The 15,240-nt window shown below is 62.0% G+C and carries 13 protein-coding genes and 2 tRNA genes; 13 read left to right on the top strand and 2 right to left on the bottom strand.

Annotated features, from left to right (window positions below; translation table 11 throughout):
• Positions 1-30: 30 nt before the first annotated feature.
• From LDN82_RS13835 to LDN82_RS13805, 7 genes are all read left to right on the top strand, one after another.
• Positions 31-807 carry a fumarylacetoacetate hydrolase family protein gene (locus LDN82_RS13835; RefSeq protein ID WP_224090832.1) on the top strand — a complete coding sequence of 259 codons (777 nt, stop codon included), beginning with the start codon at positions 31-33 and terminating at the stop codon, positions 805-807.
• Positions 808-928: 121 nt separating this feature from the next.
• The gene (gene gltX / locus LDN82_RS13830; RefSeq protein ID WP_224090829.1) at positions 929-2,449 is read left to right on the top strand and encodes a glutamate--tRNA ligase; all 1,521 of its coding nucleotides are present in this window, start codon (positions 929-931) and stop codon (positions 2,447-2,449) included.
• 12 nt (positions 2,450-2,461) lie between these two features.
• Entirely contained in the window at positions 2,462-3,190 is a 729-nt protein-coding gene (locus tag LDN82_RS13825; RefSeq protein ID WP_224164605.1) for an HAD family hydrolase, read from the top strand.
• 137 nt (positions 3,191-3,327) lie between these two features.
• Positions 3,328-3,399 (top strand) — tRNA-Gln (locus LDN82_RS13820).
• A 127-nt stretch (positions 3,400-3,526) separates the two neighbouring features.
• Positions 3,527-3,599, top strand: a tRNA-Glu gene (locus LDN82_RS13815).
• A gap of 146 nt (positions 3,600-3,745) precedes the next feature.
• On the top strand, positions 3,746-5,545 hold the full coding sequence (locus LDN82_RS13810) for a dynamin family protein (protein ID WP_224164604.1): 1,800 nt from the start codon (positions 3,746-3,748) through the stop codon (positions 5,543-5,545).
• Positions 5,542-7,161 (top strand): GTPase, encoded by a 1,620-nt coding sequence (locus LDN82_RS13805; RefSeq protein ID WP_224164603.1) that lies wholly within the window; start codon positions 5,542-5,544, stop codon positions 7,159-7,161. Before LDN82_RS13810 ends, LDN82_RS13805 begins: the two co-directional genes overlap by 4 nt.
• Positions 7,162-7,169: 8 nt before the next feature.
• Here LDN82_RS13805 and LDN82_RS13800 read toward each other — a convergent pair whose 3' ends face one another.
• Together LDN82_RS13800 and LDN82_RS13795 are read right to left on the bottom strand one after the other, a co-directional pair.
• Positions 7,170-7,706, bottom strand: a complete 537-nt coding sequence (locus tag LDN82_RS13800; RefSeq protein WP_224090826.1) for a DUF1697 domain-containing protein — start codon at positions 7,704-7,706, stop codon at positions 7,170-7,172.
• Between the two features lie 27 nt (positions 7,707-7,733).
• On the bottom strand, positions 7,734-8,453 hold the full coding sequence (locus tag LDN82_RS13795) for an IclR family transcriptional regulator (RefSeq protein ID WP_014922101.1): 720 nt from the start codon (positions 8,451-8,453) through the stop codon (positions 7,734-7,736).
• A 151-nt stretch (positions 8,454-8,604) separates the two neighbouring features.
• Here LDN82_RS13795 and leuC point away from each other — a divergent pair, with 151 nt between their 5' ends.
• The 6 genes from leuC to LDN82_RS13765 all read left to right on the top strand — a co-directional run bounded on the left by leuC (position 8,605) and on the right by LDN82_RS13765 (position 15,229).
• A complete protein-coding gene (gene leuC / locus LDN82_RS13790; protein WP_224164602.1) occupies positions 8,605-10,056 on the top strand; it encodes a 3-isopropylmalate dehydratase large subunit in 1,452 nt (483 codons plus the stop codon).
• A 9-nt stretch (positions 10,057-10,065) separates the two neighbouring features.
• A complete protein-coding gene (gene leuD, locus LDN82_RS13785) occupies positions 10,066-10,665 on the top strand; it encodes a 3-isopropylmalate dehydratase small subunit (protein WP_224164601.1) in 600 nt (199 codons plus the stop codon).
• 205 nt (positions 10,666-10,870) lie between these two features.
• Entirely contained in the window at positions 10,871-12,196 is a 1,326-nt protein-coding gene (gene murA / locus LDN82_RS13780; protein ID WP_224090824.1) for a UDP-N-acetylglucosamine 1-carboxyvinyltransferase, read from the top strand.
• Positions 12,197-12,207: 11 nt separating this feature from the next.
• Positions 12,208-13,041 (top strand): lysophospholipid acyltransferase family protein, encoded by an 834-nt coding sequence (locus tag LDN82_RS13775; protein WP_224164600.1) that lies wholly within the window; start codon positions 12,208-12,210, stop codon positions 13,039-13,041.
• The gene (locus LDN82_RS13770; protein ID WP_224164599.1) at positions 13,038-14,090 is read left to right on the top strand and encodes an NAD(P)H-dependent glycerol-3-phosphate dehydrogenase; all 1,053 of its coding nucleotides are present in this window, start codon (positions 13,038-13,040) and stop codon (positions 14,088-14,090) included. The genes LDN82_RS13775 and LDN82_RS13770 overlap by 4 nt, the downstream gene beginning before the upstream one ends.
• A complete protein-coding gene (locus LDN82_RS13765; protein WP_224091052.1) occupies positions 14,090-15,229 on the top strand; it encodes a D-alanine--D-alanine ligase family protein in 1,140 nt (379 codons plus the stop codon). The genes LDN82_RS13770 and LDN82_RS13765 overlap by 1 nt, the downstream gene beginning before the upstream one ends.
• The last annotated feature ends 11 nt before the right edge of the window (positions 15,230-15,240 follow it).

Genomic DNA, 15,240 nt, shown 5'->3' with positions numbered 1-15,240 from the left:
GTCCATGCGCCGGAAGGTAGGCTTGAGCCCATGCGTATCGCCCGGTTTGTAGTTGATTCTGATCCCCTTTATGGCGTTGTTGAAGGCGAGCCCGGTAGTGAGGAAATCACTGTCATCAACGGCGACCCCTTCTTCAATGGCGTCGAACGTACCCACGTGAAGCACAAGCTTGAGGATGTGCGGCTCCTTGCCCCGATCATTCCGCGCAGTAAGGTGATCGGCGTTGGGCGTAACTTTGCCGAGCATGCTGCTGAGCTGGGCAACGAGGTTCCGCAGCATCCATTGCTCTTCCTTAAGCCGAACACCTCCGTCATCGGGCCAAACGATCCGATCATCCTCCCGGAGTTCTCTGATGAAGTCTCCTTCGAAGCGGAGCTTTGCGTCATCATCGGCCGTATTTGCAAGGACGTCCCCGAGGAACGCGCCGACGACGTCATTTTTGGTTACACCTGCGGAAACGACCTCACGGCCCGTGACGTGCAGAAGACCGACCTCCAGTGGGCCCGCGCCAAGGGCTTTGACACCTCCGCTCCGCTCGGCCCGTGGATCGAAACTGAACTTGATCCGGACGACCTCTCCATCCAGGGCCGGCTCAATGGTGAACTTCGGCAGGACGGCAGCACCAACCAGATGATTCGCGGCGTGCGCGAGCTCGTCTCGATCGTCTCCCAGGCCTTTACGCTCCTTCCGGGCGATGTCATCATGACCGGGACGCCTGCCGGCGTGGGCCTGGTCAATGAGGGCGACCGCTTCGAAGTGGAGATTGAAGGCATCGGGCGCTTGTCCAACCCCGTGGTCCGCCGCTAACGGCCGCACCAGAGCATAGGGCCCGACGACGGCACGCGGCTTTCGTACGAAAGCAGCGTGCCGTCGTCGAGCCTTTCCGGCGGGGAACCGGGCCGATATCAAGCGGTAAAGTTGAAGCACTATGACTACTGCTTCTGCGTCCAGCGCTGCCTCCAGCGCCATCCCTGCCGTCAACGCCGAGACTCCAGTCCGCGTGCGCTTCTGCCCGTCGCCTACGGGAACGCCGCACGTTGGCCTCATCCGCACCGCCCTGTTCAACTGGGCTTATGCGCGCCATACCGGTGGCAAGTTGATATTCCGCATTGAGGACACTGACTCTGCCCGCGACAGCGAGGAGAGCTACCATCAGCTGCTGGATGCCCTCAAGTGGCTCGGCATCGACTGGGATGAGGGCGTCGAGGTAGGCGGCCCACATGAGCCATACCGCCAGTCACAGCGTGGAGGTATCTACCAGGACGTCATCGCCAAGCTCAAGGCCGGGGGACATGTCTACGAGTCATACTCCACGCCGGAAGAGATCGAAGCCCGCCACAGGGCGGCCGGCCGCGACCCCAAACTGGGCTATGACGGCTTCGACCGCCACCTGACCGAGGAACAGCTTGCCCAGTTCAAGGCCGAAGGCCGGGAAGCCGTGCTGCGCCTTCGCATGCCGGATGAGGATCTGACCTTCAAGGACCTCGTCCGCGGGGAAATCACGTTCAAGGCCGGTTCCGTGCCTGACTTCGCGGTTGTGCGTGCCAATGGTGCTCCGCTGTACACGCTGGTGAACCCGGTGGACGATGCCCTCATGGGCATCACGCACGTCCTTCGCGGGGAGGACCTCCTGAGCTCCACGCCCCGGCAGATCGCACTGTACCGGGCTCTCTACGCCATCGGCGTGGCGGAGTACATGCCGGAATTCGGTCACCTGCCCTACGTCATGGGCCAGGGAAACAAGAAGCTTTCCAAACGGGATCCGGAATCCAGCCTCTTCCTGCACCGCGAGCGTGGCTTCATCCCTGAGGGCCTGCTCAACTACCTTTCCCTGCTGGGCTGGTCGCTGAGCGCGGACGAGGACATCTTCACGGTGGAGCAGCTTGTTGCCAACTTCGACATCCACGATGTCCTGGGTAACCCTGCGCGGTTCGATCTGAAGAAAGCCGAGGCCATCAACGGGACCCATGTGCGCCTGCTCGAGCCGGAGGATTTCAAGCAACGGCTCGTCCCGTACCTCCGGGCTGCAGGTTTCGTGGGGGAGATCCTTACCGCCCGGCAGGAGGAGATCCTCGCCGAGGCGGCTCCGCTGGTTCAGGAACGTATTACCCTGTTGGGCGAAGCCCCTGAAATGTTGGCCTTCCTCTTCAAGGCGGACGACGCGATCGATGTTGCCGACGACGCCCGCAAGGGGCTCCCGGAGAACCTGCAGGAAGTGCTTGACGCGGCACTTGCTGCGTTGGAGCCCATAGAGGATTGGACCGCTGAGAACATTCAGACGGCACTTAAACAGGCATTGGTCGAGGATCTGGGCATTAAGCCCCGAGCTGCCTTTGGGCCGGTGCGCACCGCTATTTCAGGCCGACGTATTTCTCCGCCGCTTTTCGAGTCAATGGTGATCCTGGGTAAGGATTCTTCATTGGCCCGCGTTCGCGCGTTCCGGGGCTAAGCGGCAACGGTCATGGCTATTGAAAGCTCCTTCGGAACTATCCGCGGTGTTCTGTTCGACATCGATGACACCTTGGTGGACCTTGAGTACGCCATGACAACGGCCCTGCGTGATGTTAGCGAGCATCTCCTGCCCGGCCTTGACCAGGCCGGGTGGGTGAAGTTCGGCCGCATCTTCACGCACGAAACAACGCATTTCTATGACCGCTACCTTGCTGGCGAACTGACCTTCAATGAGCAGCGCCTTTTGAGGGGCCGGGCGGCCCTGGGCCACTTTGGGGTGGAGCTCGGAGACGGTGAGGAATCGCAGTCGTGGGTTGCTGAGTACCATCAGCGGCAAACGGCGTACGTGCGCGCTTTCGACGACGTAGCTGGTGTGCTGGATGCGCTCGACGCTGCGGACATTCCCTACGGTGCCGTCAGCAACAACGTTCATGACTACCAACGGGCCAAGTTGGATGGCGCGGGCCTGTCCAGGATCAAGATCCTCGTAGGAACGGATACAGTGGGCGTGCCGAAGCCGCATCCTGCCATCTACCTGGAGGGCGTGCGGCTGCTGGGGACAGAACCAGGCGAGACTCTCTACGTTGGGGACAACCGGCTCCTTGATGCTGACGGCGCAACTGCGGCCGGCCTGATTGGCGTGTGGCTCAACAGGACCGGGGAAGAGGTCGAAGAGTTCGCCGGGCGTCAGGTGGATTCGTTGTCGAGACTGCTGATGAGGGCACCTTCCGCGGCCTGACATCCGTGTGATGCAGGTAACGGCTTCGCGATTTGTGCAGGTGGCAAGACTCCGGTAGAGTCATTACTCGTGCTGAGGGGCACGGAGGGAAAAGCCAAGGGAAACCATGGCGACGAACTCCGGTCCGAAAGTCACTTTGGGATATGGTGTAATTGGCAACACTACGGTTTCTGGTACCGTCATTCTAGGTTCGAGTCCTGGTATCCCAGCTCTGAAATTCCGCGCTATTGCAGCGGAAAATCAGAATTCCAGATCGCTTCGCCGATTTGGAAGAGAGCTGAAAGTATGAAATACTCATTCAGCTTGTTCGCCGGAAACGGTGACAAAAAAGTGCAAGGCCCCATCGTATAGCGGCCTAGTACGCCGCCCTCTCACGGCGGTAACGCGGGTTCGAATCCCGCTGGGGTCACAAACAATTCCCCCGGAACTTTGGTTCCGGGGGAATTTTTGGTTCAAGCGCATTTGCGGTCATGAGCCGGCATTCCGGATTGGCGCCCCGACATTCCCGCGCTCCTTATAACCCGCGGACAGTCTTTGGGCTGGCATGATGATGCTGTGACCGCACATGAAGAGCCGCCAAGAGCAGGGACCAGCCCTGTCGCCAATAAAGCACAGGCTGATGCTGTCAACACCCTTGAAGCGGCCCGCAACGAACTGGCCGGCATCACCTTGCCACTCGCCCTGCCCGACGCCGAAGCCGGTCGGCGCTTGATCAGAGAGACCCTCGCGCAGCTCGACGACTACGTGATTCCCCGGTACCGCAGCCTGGACGCGCCGCTGTTGGCCGTCGTCGGAGGTTCCACTGGGGCGGGTAAATCGACGCTGGTTAATGCGCTGGTAGGCTACCCGGTCACACGTGCCGGAGCTATTAGACCGACAACGCGCCAGCCGATCCTCCTCCACCATCCGCAGGATGGCGAGTGGTTTGAGGGCCAGCGCATACTTCCCAACCTGGAGCGAATCAGGGGTAGCGTCCCTGCGCAACCGTTGCCTGCAAATCAAGCCGGGGTCGAACCGGATGCCCAGGCAATCACGTCCCTGGTGCTCGTGGGTTCCGATCATGTACCCCCGGGCGTGGCGATTCTGGATGCGCCGGACGTCGACTCCATTTCCGATAACAATCGGAGGCTGGCAGGTCAGCTCCTCGCCGCAGCGGACCTTTGGGTGTTCGTCACCACGGCAAACAGATACGCCGACGCCGTCCCGTGGCGCCTGCTCCTGGATGCGGCTTCACGGGACATCACGGTCGCCGTGGTGCTGGACCGCGTGCCACCGGCAGCGGAGGAAGAGGTCAGGACGGACCTGAAGGCGATGTTGGATCGTCAGGGCCTGGCTGCTGCAGAACTCTTTGTGGTGCACGAAAGTGGTTTGGATGATTTGGGAATGCTGCCGCCCGAAACTGTTAGTGGGCTGAGACTTTGGCTTGCCGGCCTTGCCGCTGACGCTGCCGGACGAATGGACGTTGCAAGGCGTACGCTCAACGGAGCCATCAAAGCGGTGAGCGCCCGGTTTGAAGCTATTGCAGCTGCGGCTGCGGCCCAGGATGCTGCGGCCCATGAGCTGCGCTCCGTCTGCGTTCACGAATACGACGACGCCCTACGGCGGATTCTGGACGCGACCAAGGACGGTGCGCTGCTCCGCGGCGAAGTGCTGGCACGATGGCAGGATTTTGTGGGAACGGGTGAATTCTTCCGGGCTTTGGAGCAGAACATCGGGCGCATGCGGGACCGGATCGGAGCATTCTTCAGGGGTGAACCGGCGCCGGCCGTAAAAGTCGAAACGGCGATCGAAACGGGCCTGCAAGCGGTGATTCTCGATGAGGCCGCCAATGCCGCAGAAAACGTCGACAGGCGCTGGCGCTCGGATGCGGCAGGCCGTCAACTCCTGGGTGCCGCAGATCTTTCAGGAACCAGTCCCGGCTTTGACGCGAAGGCCGCTGCCGCCATCCGCTCCTGGCAGGAAGGACTCATGGAACTGATCCGCACCCAAGGTCAGGAAAAGCGCACGCAGGCCCGTTGGCTCTCCTTCGGTGTGAACGGTCTTGGCGCAGCACTGATGGTGGTGGTTTTCTCCATGACTGCCGGTTTGACCGGCTTGGAGATAGGCATTGCCGGGGGAACGGCTGTGGTGGGGCAGAAGCTCCTTGAAGCTGTCTTCGGTGAGGATGCCGTCCGTCGGCTTGCCCAGCAGGCCAGGGCCGATCTTCACACGTCCTGCCAACGCCTCCTCGAGGAAGAGCGGAACAGGTTCCTCAGCAGGCTGGAGGCCACTGGTTTGGAGCCTGGCACCGTTCATGGCGATATGGACCTCGCCCGCCATGCCAAGGCACTCCGTCGCCTGGCAGGGGCGGCATGAGCCGGCACAGCCAAATCCGGGAATCGTCCCAACTCCAGCGGCGGCTCGAAGCGCTCAACACAGCACGGGAACTGGCCGAGGGAGTGCTGCCCGAGCAGGATCTGCAATCCGTGTATGAGGTCCTTGAGCGGGCAACTTCCAGGCGCTCGTTGTCGGCAGGACACACGGTGGTGGGTTTCTTCGGGGCCACAGGAAGTGGCAAGTCTTCCTTGTTCAATGCCGTATCCAGCAGCAATCTGGCAACCGCGGCAGCCCGTCGACCCACGACGTCCGCGCCATTGGCGGGAATTTGGGGCGAGGAAGGAAGCGGGCCGCTGCTGGACTGGCTCGGAGTGCAGGAGCGCCACAGCCTGCCTGGGCTCCCAGGCCTGGCCACTGCGGAGAGCGGCCTGATCCTGCTGGACCTTCCCGACTTTGACTCAACGAAAGTGGAGAACCGGGAGGTAGTCCAGCGCATGGTCGGTATGGTGGATGTCCTGGTCTGGGTACTGGACCCGCAGAAGTATGCAGATGCCGCTGTGCACAACGACTTCCTGCGCCCGATGGCCTCCCACGGAGCGGTCACACTTGTTGTCCTGAACCAAATAGACAAGCTCAATGACGCGGACACCGCTGATGTGCTTCATTCCCTGAAAGGAATCCTGGAGCGCGACGGTCTGGCGGACGTTCGCGTCCTGGGCGCCTCGGCACTGTCCGGCGAAGGCATCGACGCCGTCCGTGGTGCCATCCGGGATGTCGTGATCCAGCGGGAGGCAACCACAAAACGCCTGGCTGCCGATGTCTCCAAGGCTGCAGACGAACTGTCCCTGGCTTCGGGTGCAGGCGAGGCCCGCGGCATCAAGGCAAGCACCAAGGCCAAGCTCGCCACTGAATTGTCGACGGCGGCCAACGTACCTGTGGTGGTTGATGCGGTAGCGCGATCATTCAAGAGGGAATCGGCGCGGAGGACGGGATGGCCCGTGACGCGATGGTTGCTGCGCTTCCGGCCGGATCCCCTGAGGAGGCTGAACCTGGGCAGGCAGGACACCAGGCCCGAGCTCAACCGGACTTCCTTGCCGGTAGCCGGCGCACCCGAACGTGCGAGGACAGATGCAGCCGTGCGTGATTTTGTGGATGAGGCTTCTGACGGCGCTCCTGGCCCCTGGCGGGCGTCCATCCGTGGCGTGGCCAGGGAAGGCCGCGAGCAACTGCCGGATGCCCTGGACCAAGCCATCGCCGGGACGGACCTCAAAACGTCAAGACGTCCGTTCTGGTGGTTGTTGTTCAACTCACTCCAATGGATCGCGCTTCTCCTGGCAGTTGGTGGCCTCGGTTGGCTTGGGGTCCTGGCTGCGCTCGGCTATTTCCAAATGCCCGTTCCGGAGGTGCCGAGGACTGAAGGATGGCCTTGGCCCACGTTGATGGTGGCCTGTGGTGTGGTTCTGGGGATCGTTCTGGCCATCTTCGGCAGAATCATCGGCGGCTGGGCCGCGCGCGTGCGCGCCAAAGGCGTGGCCAAGAGACTGAAAGCGGCAATAGCAGGCGTAGCTGAGCGGCGCATCGTGGAGCCGGTGGAGGTGGAGATTGCCCGTTTGGGTGCCTTCAATGCAGCCTTGAAAGCCGCGCGTAAAGGATAGGGATACCTCTAGAGAGCGGCCGCAGCGTCCTTGACTTTGATCAACGTCCGAAGGTTCCGGGTTGTGGTGCTGGCCTTGTACCGCGGCTTGGCGGAGAGTTTACTGAAGGGACTGGCCAAGGTTCCTCCGGCGGGTGCCAACCATGCGGAAGCTTCCGGTCCGAGCCGCACCTGTTCCACGCCACCAAGGGCTTCTCCGGCCTCAAAGAGTTCGTCAAGCATGGCTTTATCGGACGTGAGCGTGATGTAGCTGTGCGTGGCCTTGTCGTCGGCAGGGTACGGGCAGGCATCCACGAGCTCGGCTACCCGCGAAGCAGTGAGGACAACAACCCAGGCGTCGTAGCCGAAGGATTCACGCAGGCACTTTTCGAACTGGACCTTGACATCCTTGATGCTCAAATCACTCTTCAGGACAACGTTTCCACTCGCCAGCAGCGTCTTGACGTCAGAGAATGGGTAGCCCTTAAGCGCTGATTTCAGCTCGGCCATCTTGATGTTGATCCCGCTGACGTTGATGCCCCTAAGGAATACTGCGTAGGTGGTCATGGACGTCCCCCTTCAATGACGGCAGGTCTAGTCGTTGTTCTTGCGCAAAGCCTCTGTCAGGACCCGGGCGGCATTGCAGACGACCTCGGCGTGCAATCGTCCAGGCTGGCGCGTGAGGCGCTCAATCGGACCGGAAATGGAAACCGCGGCTATGACCCTTCCGGAGGGTCCACGGACCGGAGCGGAAACCGAGGCGACCCCTGGCTCGCGTTCGCCCAGGCTCTGACCCCAGCCCCGGCGTCGTACTCCTGCCAGGACGGTGGGCGTAAAGCGGGCGTTCTGCAATCCTTCCAGCAGGCGGTCGTGGTCTTCCCAGGCGAGGAGGACCTGTGCGGCCGAGCCGGCTTTCATGGACAGCTGGGTTCCCACCGGAATGGTATCGCGCAGCCCGATCGGACGCTCCGCTGAGGCAACGCATACGCGCCAATCGCCCTGCCTGCGGAAAATCTGGGCGCTCTCGCCGGTAGCGTCCCGCAGTTGGATGAGTACGGGCCCGGCAGAGGCGATGAGCCGGTCTTCGCCAGCCGCGGATGCGAGCTCCACCAGGCGACTGCCCAGAACGAAGCGTCCCTGGATGTCGCGACTGACCAGCCGGTGGTGGACCAAGGCCAGCGCGAGCCGGTGAACGGTGGGCCGGGCGAGGCCCGTGGCCGCTACAAGTTGCGCAAGTGTCGTTGGCCCGGCCTCGAGGGCATCGAGTACTTGGGCCGCTTTATCAATGACCCCGACTCCACTAGAATTGTCCATGTAATGATATTGCCGTCTCAATATCTGAGATGCAAGTTGTTTCACTGGCCTATTTTGCAACCGTGCTGCTTCAGTGGTTGGAAGAGTTCAGTGGTTCGAAGAACAGTTCAGCGGATGAAGAACATCCAACTTCAGTGAAGGGAGCAAGGCCGTGGGAAAGACACTGGCCGAGAAAGTCTGGGACGCGCACGTTGTGCGCAAGGGTGAAGGCGAAGGAGCCAATGCCCAGCCCGACCTTCTTTTCATTGACTTGCACCTGGTCCACGAGGTGACGTCACCGCAGGCTTTCGAGGGGCTGCGCCTTGCCGGCCGCAAGCTGCGACGCACCGACCTCACCATTGCCACGGAGGACCACAACACTCCCACCCTGGACATCGACAAGCCCATCGCGGACCTCACCAGCCGCACGCAGATTGAAACGCTGCGCGCCAACTGCAAGGAATTCGGCGTCCGCCTGCACTCGCTCGGCGATAAGGAGCAGGGCATCGTGCACGTCGTGGGTCCGCAGCTGGGCCTGACCCAGCCGGGCATGACCGTGGTGTGTGGCGACTCGCACACCTCCACGCACGGCGCCTTCGGTGCACTTGCCATGGGCATCGGAACCTCTGAAGTCGAACACGTCATGGCAACCCAGACGCTGTCCTTGAAGCCGTTCAAGACCATGGCTATCAACGTCGAGGGGACGCTGCGCCCGGGAGTTACCGCCAAGGACATCATCCTGGCCGTCATTGCCAAGATCGGTACCGGCGGAGGCCAGGGCTACGTCCTGGAATACCGCGGCTCTGCCATCCGGGCCCTGTCGATGGATGCCCGGATGACCATCTGCAACATGTCCATCGAAGCCGGCGCGCGTGCCGGAATGGTGGCTCCGGACCAGATCACCTACGACTACATGCAGGGCCGTCCGCATGCGCCGGAAGGCGCTGACTGGGACGCCGCCGTCGAGTACTGGAACACGCTGCACACTGACGCCGACGCGACGTTCGACGTCGAAGTGGACCTCGATGCGAACACTCTCGAGCCGTTCGTCACCTGGGGCACCAACCCCGGCCAGGGCGTTTCGCTGTCAGCCAAGGTTCCGTCCCCGGAGGACTTCGGCGACGAGAACGCCAAGGCTGCCGCCGAGCGCGCGCTGCAGTACATGGGCCTTGAGGCGGGCACCCCCATGAAAGACATCCGCGTGGACACCGTCTTCCTGGGCTCCTGCACCAATTCCCGCATCGAGGACCTTCGTGCTGCCGCCGACATCATCCGCGGCCGCGAGAAGGACCCGGATCTCCGCATGCTCGTGGTGCCGGGTTCCGCCCGTGTCCGGCTCGAAGCCGAAGCCGAGGGCCTGGATAAAGTCTTCAAGGATTTCGGAGCCGAGTGGCGCTTCGCCGGTTGCTCGATGTGCCTGGGCATGAACCCGGACCAACTGGAGCCGGGGCAGCGCTGCGCTTCAACGTCCAACCGCAACTTTGAGGGCCGCCAGGGCAAGGGCGGCCGTACGCACCTTGTCTCTCCCGTGGTGGCTGCCGCGACAGCCGTCCGCGGAACGCTGAGCTCGCCGTCGGACCTTGAGCCGGCTTCTGCAGGCACATTGACCGGAACCGCAGTCTAGGAGGATCCCATGGAAGCATTCACTACCCACACCGGCATCGGCGTTCCGCTGCGCCAGAGCAATGTGGATACCGACCAAATCATTCCGGCGGTCTACCTCAAGCGCATCACGCGCACCGGCTTCGAAGACGCCCTCTTCGCCGCCTGGCGCAAGGACGAGTCGTTCATCCTCAACCAGGCCCCGTTCAAGGCCGGCTCCGTGCTGGTGGCCGGCCCGGACTTTGGGACGGGTTCCTCCCGTGAGCACGCTGTCTGGGCGTTGAAGGACTACGGCTTCAAAACTGTGCTGTCCTCACGTTTCGCCGATATTTTCCGCGGCAACTCAGGCAAGCAGGGACTGCTGGCAGCCCAGGTGGCACAGGATGACATCGAGCTCATCTGGAAGATCCTGGAGAACGCTCCCGGCACTGAGGTCAAGGTGGACCTGGTCTCCAAGACGGTGGAATGCGGCAACGTCGTGGCTCCGTTCGAGATCGACGACTACACGCGCTGGCGGCTCCTGGAAGGCCTCGACGACATCGGCCTCACCCTCCAGCACGAAGAAGACATCACCGCCTACGAGGCCACAAGGCCCTCGTTCAAGCCGAAGACACTTCCGGCGAAAAGCTGACGAATTCGTCGGCGGCTGAATGCTGCGGAACGAGGACCGGTGGGCCCCCAGGGTGGGCTCACCGGTCTTTTTTTCGGAGGATTGGTGGATACAGGATCTGCCCGGCACGGGGCAGCTCCATTTCGGTTAGGTAACCCGAGCTTCTATGCTTAGCTGGAGCCTTTGTAAGTATGGGGGGCGAGTAGTCGTGAGGAAACCGGTATAGATGAGTAGTGTTCTGACAATCCGCGGTGGCGTCCCGTTGACAGGGCGGGTGACCGTTCGCGGTGCCAAGAACCTTGTGCCCAAGGCCATGGTGGCGGCGTTGCTGGGCAGCGAACCATCAGTGCTTCGGAACGTGCCGGAAATCAAGGACGTGGAGGTTGTTACCAGCCTGCTGAAGCTCCACGGGGTGACTGTGGTCAAGGACCCCGATACGGGTGATCTGACACTGAATCCGAAGGATGCCAAAACGGCATCCAGCACCGCCATTGACGCGCATGCCGGCGATTCACGCATCCCGATCCTGCTGTGCGGCCCCCTGATCCATGCGATCGGAGAGGCTTTCATTCCGGACCTTGGCGGCTGCAAGATTGGCGACCGTCCTATCGACTACCATCTGAACGTCCTGCGCCAGTTTGGCGCCGTTGTGGAAAAGCGCCCGGGCGGCATCCATATCTCAGCACCCAACGGACTGCACGGCGCCAAGATCTCCCTTCCCTATCCATCAGTGGGCGCAACCGAGCAGGTGTTGCTGAGCGCTACGCGCGCGGAAGGAATCACGGAACTCAGCGGGGCTGCGACCGAACCGGAGATCATAGATCTCATCGCCGTGCTGCAGAAAATGGGCGCCATCATCAGTGTCCAGACTGACCGGACCATCCGCATCGAGGGTGTCAAGGACCTTGGTGGCTACAACCACCGGGCGCTTCCGGACCGGAACGAGACTGCGTCCTGGGCCTCGGCCGCGTTGGTTACGCGTGGCGACATTTTTGTTGAAGGTGCTTCACAGCGGGACATGATGACCTTCCTGAACACCTACCGCAAGGTGGGGGGCGGCATGGACATTGGGGATGACGGCATCCGTTTTTACCACCCCGGAGGCAAGCTTTCCCCGCTGGTCCTGGAGACGGATGTGCACCCAGGCTTCATGACTGACTGGCAGCAGCCCCTGGTGGTGGCTTTGACCCAGGCGGAGGGCGTGTCGATTGTGCATGAGACGGTCTATGAGAACCGTTTCGGCTTCACCGATGCCCTGGCCCGGATGGGTGCAAACATCCAGGTCCACCGTGAGTGCCTTGGCAGTGTTCCCTGCCGCTTCGGCCAGAGGAACTTCCTGCATTCCGCAGTGATCTCCGGTCCTACGCCGCTGCGGGGGACCGAGATTGACATCCCCGATCTTCGTGGCGGCTTCAGCCACCTCATTGCAGCTTTGGCCGCGACCGGCACCTCCAGGGTCACAGGCATCGATATCATCAACCGTGGATACGAGCGCTTTACCGAGAAGCTCGCTGGCCTGGGCGCCGATTTCGACATCATCACCACCAAGTAGCGGGGGACCCTTTGAAGGAATCGGCCAAGAGCCGGGCTACGTTCATGCTCCTGGCGGGCATTGCGCGTCCGTTGATGAACCTCCTGATGGGCAAGAAGTGGGAGGGCACCGGGAAGCTCCCCGCGGGCGGCTTCATCGCAGCACCGAACCACTGCACCGAAATTGATCCCGTCGTGATCGGGCACATGCTCTACAACCAGAAGCGTCCTCCGCATTTCCTCGCGAAGGCAGGCCTCTTCAAAGCACCAGTGTTGGGAGCCTTGCTGCGGGCGACGAACCAGATTCCGGTTGAACGCTCGACGGCGGGAGCCAACCGCTCGCTGCAAATCGCCAAAGAGGTGGTGGACGCCGGAGGTGCCATCATTATCTACCCCGAGGGAACCCTGACCCGGGACCCGGACCTGTGGCCGATGAAGGGCCACACTGGCGCTGCCCGCCTGGCATTGCAGACAGGTGCACCGGTTGTTCCGATGGCCCACTGGGGCGCCCATGAGGTGTTCCCCCGATATGCCAAGCGTTTCCACGTCTTCCCTCGAAAGACCGTCAGGGTTCTCGTAGGTGAGCCCGTGGACCTGAGCGCTTTCGCGGACCGGCCCATGGACCGGGCCACGCTGTCCGAAGCTACAGACGTCATCATGGAGGCGGTAACCGAGCTCCTGGCAACCCTGCGGGGTGAGGAGCCGCCCGCCGAACGCTGGGATCCGGCCGTTCATAAGCAGGCCAAACATGGCCGGTTCGTGGAGCGTGGTTCAAATGCTGCACGCGGCGCAGCGCCTGAAAAGGCTGCAGAACCCGCTGGCAACGATGCATCTCTTGAGAATCCGGAACCGGAGGGCAGCAAATGACGGTTATTGAAAGCCGTGTCCCTGCACCGGATACCGTAGCTGTACTTGGCGCAGGTTCGTGGGGAACTACGTTCGCCAAGATCCTCGCGGATGCTGCTGCCACTACCGGGGTGGAGCGGAGGATCCGGATTTGGGGGCGGCGCGCAGGGGTGGTTGATCAGATCAATGCTGAGCACCGCAATGAGCAGTATTTGAAGGACATCGAACTTCCCCACGCCGTCACCGCATCCACGGATGTTGCAGAGGTCCTGCAGGATGCCGGTCTCGTGGTCCTTGCCGTGCCGGCCCAATCGCTGCGGCCCCAGTTGGGGGAATGGAAGCGCCTGCTCGCCCCGGACGCAATTGTCGTATCGCTGATGAAGGGCCTCGAACTGGGGACTGACGCACGCATGAGCGAGGTCATCGCCCAGGAGCTAGGCATCCCGGAATCACGTGTGGTGGTGGTCTCCGGACCCAACCTCGCCATGGAGATTGCCAGGGAACAACCCACTGCGTCTGTAGTTGCCTGCAGTGACGCCGATACCGCCGCCGCAATCGCGCTCTGCTGCACCGCACCGTACTTCCGTCCCTATACCAGCACCGATGTTGTGGGCGTGGAGATCGGCGGGATCGTCAAGAATGTGATTGCCCTTGCTGTAGGTATTTGCGAGGGGCGCCAAATGGGTGACAACACCAAAGCGTCAGTCATCACGCGAGGCCTCGCTGAGACGTCCCGGCTTGCCTTGGCGCTTGGTGGAGAGGCCCACACCATGGCGGGTCTCGCGGGCCTCGGTGACCTCGTTGCAACGTGCTCCTCTGCCCTCTCCAGGAATCACACAGCTGGAAGGCTACTGGGCGAGGGGCTGAGCCTCGAGCAGGTGGCTGAACAGATGACGCAAACCGCTGAAGGTATTAAGTCCGGCCCTGCCGTGCATGAATTGGCTGGCAAACTGAATGTCGAAATGCCCATTACGGCCGCCGTTGTGGCGGTGCTTGAAGGCAAAATGTCCGTTGATGACCTGGGGCCGCGATTGCTGGCCCGGGCCCTGAAGTCCGAAGGCGACTACTGATTGTGACTGAAGAATCCACCCCCGTGACCGGCCGTCGACCCCGTGTGGCGGTCCTTTTCGGCGGACGTTCCAGCGAACACGCTGTTAGTTGCGTGACGGCGGCAGGCGTCATGGGTGCCATTGATAAGAGCAAGTACGACGTCGTGCCCATTGGTATTGCCAAGTCCGGACAGTGGGTCCTTGCATCGGGGGACACCAGCCAGTGGTCCTTGAGCTCGTCCGCACTTCCTGAGGTATCGCCGTCGGACCGGACCGTCACATTGGCAGAGGTGGGCGGCGAGCACCAGCTCATCGTGACCGCACCAAATGCGATACCCGAGGAACTCGGCTCCGTGGACGTCGTCTTTCCTTTGCTCCATGGCCCTTGGGGCGAGGACGGAACCGTCCAGGGCCTCCTGGAGCTATCCGACACACGTTACGTTGGTGCCGGCGTGCTTGCCTCGGCAGTAGGCATGGACAAGCACTTCATGAAAGTAGTTTTCGAAGCCGCTGGACTGACGGTGGGGCCTTATATCGCCGTCACGGACCGCGAGTGGCTCACGGACGCCGAGGCTGTCCGCAAGCGCGTGGACAAGCTCGGTTTCCCGGTCTTCGTCAAGCCTGCCCGTGCCGGCTCCTCCATGGGAATTTCCAAGGTGGATTCTTTGGAGGGCTTGGACGCTGCCATCGAGGAAGCCCGCCGCCACGACCTGAAATTGGTCATTGAAGCCGGCATTGCGGGGCGTGAAATCGAGTGCGCTGTGCTGCAGGGCAGGGGCACCGATGCGCCCCGTACCTCCATGCCCGGCGAAATTGCGGTGGCTCCCGGCGAACACCAGTTCTATGACTTCGCTGCCAAATATGTCGAAGATGGTGCTGCCGCGTTGAGTTGCCCGGCCGATATGCCGGACGAGGCCATTGCGCGCGTCCGGGAATTGGCCGCTGCCGCCTTCGATGCCGTGGGCGCGGAAGGACTGAGCCGGGTGGACTTCTTCTACACGCCCGCGGGTGAGCTCATTATTAACGAAATCAACACCATGCCCGGCTTCACTCCGAAGAGCATGTACCCGCAGATGTGGGCGGCTTCAGGTTTGCCTTATCCGGAGCTGATCGATGAACTCATCCATCTGGCCCTGACCCGCAAAACGGGCCTGCGTTAACCCAAGCCGGC

Origin of the sequence: Arthrobacter sp. StoSoilA2 (genome assembly GCF_019977195.1) — a bacterium.
GTDB lineage: Bacteria > Actinomycetota > Actinomycetes > Actinomycetales > Micrococcaceae > Arthrobacter.
The sequence above is the reverse complement of the archived record's forward strand: the minus strand, read 5'-3'. Positions and strand labels throughout refer to the sequence as shown.

Coding starts and splice junctions, on each gene's coding strand:
- LDN82_RS13835 (WP_224090832.1), top strand. CDS start 31: ATGCGTATCGCCCGGTTTGTAGTTGATTCTGATCCCCTTTATGGCGTT.
- LDN82_RS13795 (WP_014922101.1), bottom strand. CDS start 8,453: ATGGACAATTCTAGTGGAGTCGGGGTCATTGATAAAGCGGCCCAAGTA.
- gltX (WP_224090829.1), top strand. CDS start 929: ATGACTACTGCTTCTGCGTCCAGCGCTGCCTCCAGCGCCATCCCTGCC.
- LDN82_RS13800 (WP_224090826.1), bottom strand. CDS start 7,706: ATGACCACCTACGCAGTATTCCTTAGGGGCATCAACGTCAGCGGGATC.
- LDN82_RS13805 (WP_224164603.1), top strand. CDS start 5,542: ATGAGCCGGCACAGCCAAATCCGGGAATCGTCCCAACTCCAGCGGCGG.
- murA (WP_224090824.1), top strand. CDS start 10,871: ATGAGTAGTGTTCTGACAATCCGCGGTGGCGTCCCGTTGACAGGGCGG.
- leuD (WP_224164601.1), top strand. CDS start 10,066: ATGGAAGCATTCACTACCCACACCGGCATCGGCGTTCCGCTGCGCCAG.
- LDN82_RS13825 (WP_224164605.1), top strand. CDS start 2,462: ATGGCTATTGAAAGCTCCTTCGGAACTATCCGCGGTGTTCTGTTCGAC.
- LDN82_RS13770 (WP_224164599.1), top strand. CDS start 13,038: ATGACGGTTATTGAAAGCCGTGTCCCTGCACCGGATACCGTAGCTGTA.